Annotated in this window: 6 protein-coding genes; all 6 read left to right on the forward strand. The window is 51.0% G+C overall.

Going from position 1 to position 4836, the window contains the following annotated elements; all coding sequences use genetic code 11:
* The first annotated feature begins 32 nt into the window (after window positions 1-32).
* Window positions 33-320 carry a YbjC family protein gene (locus EQY_RS0118215; RefSeq protein ID WP_001201565.1) on the forward strand — a complete coding sequence of 96 codons (288 nt, stop codon included), beginning with the start codon at window positions 33-35 and terminating at the stop codon, window positions 318-320.
* Window positions 304-1026 carry a nitroreductase NfsA gene (gene nfsA, locus EQY_RS0118220; RefSeq protein WP_000189118.1) on the forward strand — a complete coding sequence of 241 codons (723 nt, stop codon included), beginning with the start codon at window positions 304-306 and terminating at the stop codon, window positions 1024-1026. Before EQY_RS0118215 ends, nfsA begins: the two co-directional genes overlap by 17 nt.
* 60 nt (window positions 1027-1086) lie before the next feature.
* Window positions 1087-1989, forward strand: a complete 903-nt coding sequence (gene rimK / locus EQY_RS0118225; protein WP_000684316.1) for a 30S ribosomal protein S6--L-glutamate ligase — start codon at window positions 1087-1089, stop codon at window positions 1987-1989.
* An 87-nt stretch (window positions 1990-2076) separates the two neighbouring features.
* Window positions 2077-2553, forward strand: a complete 477-nt coding sequence (locus EQY_RS0118230; RefSeq protein ID WP_000203025.1) for a type III secretion system chaperone family protein — start codon at window positions 2077-2079, stop codon at window positions 2551-2553.
* A gap of 350 nt (window positions 2554-2903) precedes the next feature.
* Window positions 2904-4016, forward strand: coding sequence for a spermidine/putrescine ABC transporter substrate-binding protein PotF (gene potF, locus EQY_RS0118240; RefSeq protein WP_000126057.1), 1113 nt, complete (start codon window positions 2904-2906; stop codon window positions 4014-4016).
* A gap of 94 nt (window positions 4017-4110) precedes the next feature.
* The coding region (gene potA, locus EQY_RS0118245; RefSeq protein WP_000995980.1) for a polyamine ABC transporter ATP-binding protein at window positions 4111-4836 on the forward strand (726 nt) is incomplete at its 3' end.

Raw genomic sequence — 4836 nt, forward strand, 5'->3', positions numbered from 1 at the left:
ACTAAATCAGTAAGTTGGCAGCATCACCGTTTATGCGCGCGATCGGTAAATTGCCTAAAAGCGTGTTGATACTGGAATTTATTGGAATGATGTTACTGGCGGCGGCGCTGCTGTCGATAAGTGACAACTTTTCGCTTCCAGCGCCGTTTTCTACGCCAGAAGCGCAAATTCTGATGATTTTTCTCGGTGTTTTGCTCATGCTTCCCGCTGCGGTGGTGGTTATTCTTCAGGTGGCAAAACGGCTGGCCCCGCAACTGATGAATCATCCACTGGAATCTTCACGTTCAGAAAGAGAAAAAGATAATGACGCCAACCATTGAACTTATTTGTGGTCACCGCTCCATTCGCCATTTCACTGATGAACCTATCTCCGCTGAACAGCGTGAGGCGATTATCAACAGCGCCCGTGCGACCTCCAGTTCCAGCTTTTTGCAGTGTAGTAGCATTATTCGCATTACCGACCCCGCATTGCGTGAAGCCCTGGTGCCGCTGACCGGCGGGCAAAAACATGTTGCGCAAGCGGCGGAGTTTTGGGTGTTTTGCGCCGACTTTAACCGTCATTTGCAGATCTGCCCGGATGCTCAACTCGGCCTGGCAGAACAGTTGTTGCTCGGTGTTGTTGATACGGCGATGATGGCGCAAAATGCCTTAACCGCAGCGGAATCGTTGGGGTTAGGCGGTGTATATATTGGCGGCCTGCGCAATAACATTGAAGCGGTGACGGCGCTGCTGAAATTACCAAAGCATGTTCTGCCGCTGTTTGGCTTGTGTCTCGGCTGGCCTGCGGATAACCCGGATCTCAAGCCGCGTTTACCGGCTTCCATTTTGGTGCATGAAAACAGCTACCAACCGCTGGATAAAGATGCTCTGGCGCAGTATGACGAGCAACTGGCGGAATATTATCTTACCCGTGGCAGTAATAATCGCCGGGATACCTGGAGCGATCATATTCGCCGGACGATTATCAAAGAAAGCCGTCCTTTTATTCTCGATTATTTGCATAAACAAGGTTGGGCGACGCGCTAAAACCGTTACGGCGATGTATTATACGCGGGCTTTTGACCAGGTCTGACAGAGAGGTGCAGGGTGAAAATTGCCATATTGTCCCGGGATGGAACGCTCTATTCGTGTAAGCGGCTGCGTGAAGCCGCCATACAGCGTGGTCACCTGGTTGAAATTCTCGATCCGCTTTCTTGCTACATGAACATTAATCCTGCGGCGTCTTCCATTCACTATAAAGGCCGCAAACTCCCCCATTTTGACGCGGTGATCCCACGCATTGGCACTGCTATAACCTTTTATGGGACGGCGGCGCTGCGCCAGTTCGAAATGCTGGGCAGTTATCCGCTGAACGAATCGGTCGCGATTGCCCGGGCGCGTGACAAATTGCGTTCCATGCAACTGCTGGCGCGTCAGGGCATTGACCTGCCTGTCACGGGGATTGCGCATTCGCCGGATGATACCAGCGACTTAATCGATATGGTCGGTGGTGCGCCACTGGTGGTTAAGCTGGTCGAAGGCACGCAGGGAATTGGTGTGGTGCTGGCGGAAACGCGCCAGGCGGCAGAAAGCGTGATTGATGCTTTTCGCGGCCTGAACGCCCATATTCTGGTGCAGGAATATATCAAAGAGGCGCAAGGGTGCGATATCCGCTGTCTGGTCGTCGGTGATGAAGTTGTCGCGGCGATTGAACGGCGGGCGAAAGAGGGCGATTTTCGCTCCAATTTGCATCGTGGCGGCGCGGCAAGCATCGCCAGTATCACGCCGAAAGAGCGTGAGATCGCCATCAAAGCCGCGCGAACGATGGCGCTGGATGTTGCCGGTGTGGATATTCTGCGTGCCAATCGCGGACCGTTGGTGATGGAGGTGAATGCGTCGCCGGGGCTGGAAGGAATAGAAAAAACCACCGGTATCGACATTGCGGGTAAAATGATCCGCTGGATCGAACGCCACGCCACGGCAGAATATTGCCTGAAAACGGGTGGTTAGTCGCAATCACATTACTGATCATGGTTTTGCCTGCGCTTTTTGCGTAAGCTGTGCCAGTCTTTTTATCGGAAGAGGTTGTACAAAATTATGACATCGCTGGTCGTTCCTGGTCTGGATACGTTGCGTCAATGGCTCGATGACCTGGGGATGAGTTTTTTTGAATGTGATAACTGTCAGGCTTTGCATCTGCCCCATATGCAGAATTTCGACGGTGTCTTTGATGCCAAAATCGACCTGATTGATAACACAATCCTGTTTTCTGCCATGGCGGAAGTCAGGCCTTCAGCCGTGTTGCCGCTGGCGGCGGATTTATCAGCCATCAATGCCAGCTCACTGACCGTGAAAGCATTTCTCGATATGCAGGATGATAATCTGCCAAAGCTGGTGGTTTGCCAGTCTTTATCTGTTATGCAGGGCGTAACCTATGAACAGTTTGCATGGTTTGTACGCCAGAGCGAAGAGCAGATTTCAATGGTCATCCTCGAAGCTAATGCCCATCAGCTGCTGTTGCCGACTGACGATGAAGGGCAAAACAACGTTACCGAAAACTATTTCCTTCACTGATAACTTTCTTCGAGCACGCAGTCGCTGCCGCAGTGACTGCGCGTCGTAATATTTCCTGCTGATTTTAACCTTTCATTAAAGATTATTTCACTTCTATTGCGCCAGATTTGCTTTATCACATAGAGCAAATGCGCATAAAAATTTGTTAAATACCGTTTTTTAATTACAGCTATAGTTTCAAACCCTGGCTAAAGTTATTCTTGCGAGGCTTTTATATAGCGAGCAATGCTGGCCGGGAGAGAGTTCTCTTTTCTTGCACCGCGCCGATAAAAAATATGCACGTTTATTGCATATCTTTCAGTGTGACAACTTTTGTTCGTTTGTTAACGAACTTTCAGAAGGAAAGAGATATGACCGCCTTAAATAAAAAATGGCTATCGGGTCTGATTGCGGGTGCTCTGATGGCCGTCTCTGTCGGCACGCTCGCGGCTGAACAAAAAACACTCCACATCTATAACTGGTCTGATTATATCGCCCCGGATACGGTGGCAAATTTTGAAAAAGAGACCGGTATTAAAGTCGTCTACGATGTTTTTGATTCCAACGAAGTGCTGGAAGGCAAATTAATGGCGGGGAGTACCGGTTTTGACCTGGTCGTGCCGTCAGCCAGCTTTCTGGAGCGCCAGTTGACTGCGGGAGTATTCCAGCCGCTGGATAAAAGCAAATTGCCGGAGTGGAAGAATCTCGATCCAGAACTGCTGAAGCTGGTGGCAAAACACGATCCCGACAATAAATTTGCTATGCCGTATATGTGGGCGACTACCGGGATTGGGTATAACGTCGATAAAGTCAAAGCAGTGCTGGGCGAAAACGCGCCGGTCGATAGCTGGGACTTGATCCTCAAACCAGAAAATCTGGAAAAACTGAAAAGCTGTGGTGTCTCTTTCCTCGATGCGCCGGAAGAAGTTTTTGCCACTGTGTTGAATTATCTTGGTAAAGATCCGAACAGCACCAAAGCGGATGATTACACCGGACCGGCTACCGATCTGCTGTTAAAACTGCGCCCGAATATTCGTTATTTCCACTCTTCCCAGTACATCAATGACCTGGCAAATGGCGATATTTGCGTAGCTATCGGCTGGGCGGGTGATGTCTGGCAGGCTTCTAACCGTGCGAAAGAAGCGAAGAACGGCGTGAATGTCTCCTTCTCGATTCCTAAAGAAGGGGCGATGGCGTTCTTTGATGTTTTCGCCATGCCGGCAGATGCCAAAAACAAAGACGAAGCGTATCAGTTCCTGAATTATCTGCTGCGCCCGGATGTGGTGGCACATATCTCTGACCATGTGTTCTATGCCAACGCCAATAAAGCAGCTACGCCGCTGGTGAGTGCGGAAGTGCGTGATAATCCAGGGATTTATCCTCCGGCGGACGTTCGCGCCAAAATGTTCACCCTGCAAGTGCAGGATCCGAAAATCGATCGTGTGCGCACCCGCGCGTGGACCAAAGTGAAGAGCGGAAAATAATCCGCTGCCGTAGATGCCGGACGGGCGCACCACTCCCGCCGGCAATTCGCACCATCCTGGTGCGCTTGCACACATTAAATGCCGGAGAGCAGCCGTGAATGACGCTATCCCTCGCCCGCAGGCGAAAAGTCGTAAGTCGCTGACACCACTATTAGAAATCCGCAATTTGACCAAATCTTACGATGGTCAACACGCGGTCGATGATGTCAGTCTGACCATTTATAAAGGCGAAATCTTTGCACTGCTGGGCGCATCCGGCTGTGGCAAGTCCACGCTGCTGCGTATGTTAGCAGGTTTCGAACAACCTTCTGCCGGGCAAATTATGCTTGATGGTGTTGATTTGTCACAGGTTCCGCCTTATCTGCGCCCCATCAACATGATGTTCCAGTCCTACGCGCTATTCCCCCATATGACCGTGGAGCAAAACATTGCTTTTGGTCTGAAACAAGACAAGTTACCAAAAGCGGAAATTGCCAGTCGGGTCAATGAAATGCTGGGGCTGGTGCATATGCAGGAGTTTGCCAAACGCAAACCGCATCAGCTTTCCGGTGGCCAACGTCAGCGAGTGGCGCTGGCACGAAGCCTCGCTAAACGCCCGAAACTATTACTGCTCGATGAACCGATGGGCGCGCTGGATAAAAAACTGCGCGACCGGATGCAGCTTGAAGTGGTGGATATTCTGGAGCGTGTCGGCGTGACCTGTGTGATGGTAACGCACGATCAGGAAGAGGCGATGACCATGGCGGGGCGCATCGCGATTATGAATCGCGGTAAATTTGTTCAGATTGGCGAGCCGGAAGAGATCTACGAGCATCCGACT

Origin of the sequence: Escherichia sp. TW14182 (assembly GCF_000208525.1) — a bacterium.
Classification (GTDB): domain Bacteria; phylum Pseudomonadota; class Gammaproteobacteria; order Enterobacterales; family Enterobacteriaceae; genus Escherichia; species Escherichia ruysiae.

What these genes read in the sequence shown, in the direction of transcription:
- EQY_RS0118215 (WP_001201565.1), top strand. Translation starts at nt 33, where the DNA reads ATGCGCGCGATCGGTAAATTGCCTAAAAGCGTGTTGATACTGGAATTT.
- EQY_RS0118230 (WP_000203025.1), top strand. Translation starts at nt 2,077, where the DNA reads ATGACATCGCTGGTCGTTCCTGGTCTGGATACGTTGCGTCAATGGCTC.
- nfsA (WP_000189118.1), top strand. Translation starts at nt 304, where the DNA reads ATGACGCCAACCATTGAACTTATTTGTGGTCACCGCTCCATTCGCCAT.
- potF (WP_000126057.1), top strand. Translation starts at nt 2,904, where the DNA reads ATGACCGCCTTAAATAAAAAATGGCTATCGGGTCTGATTGCGGGTGCT.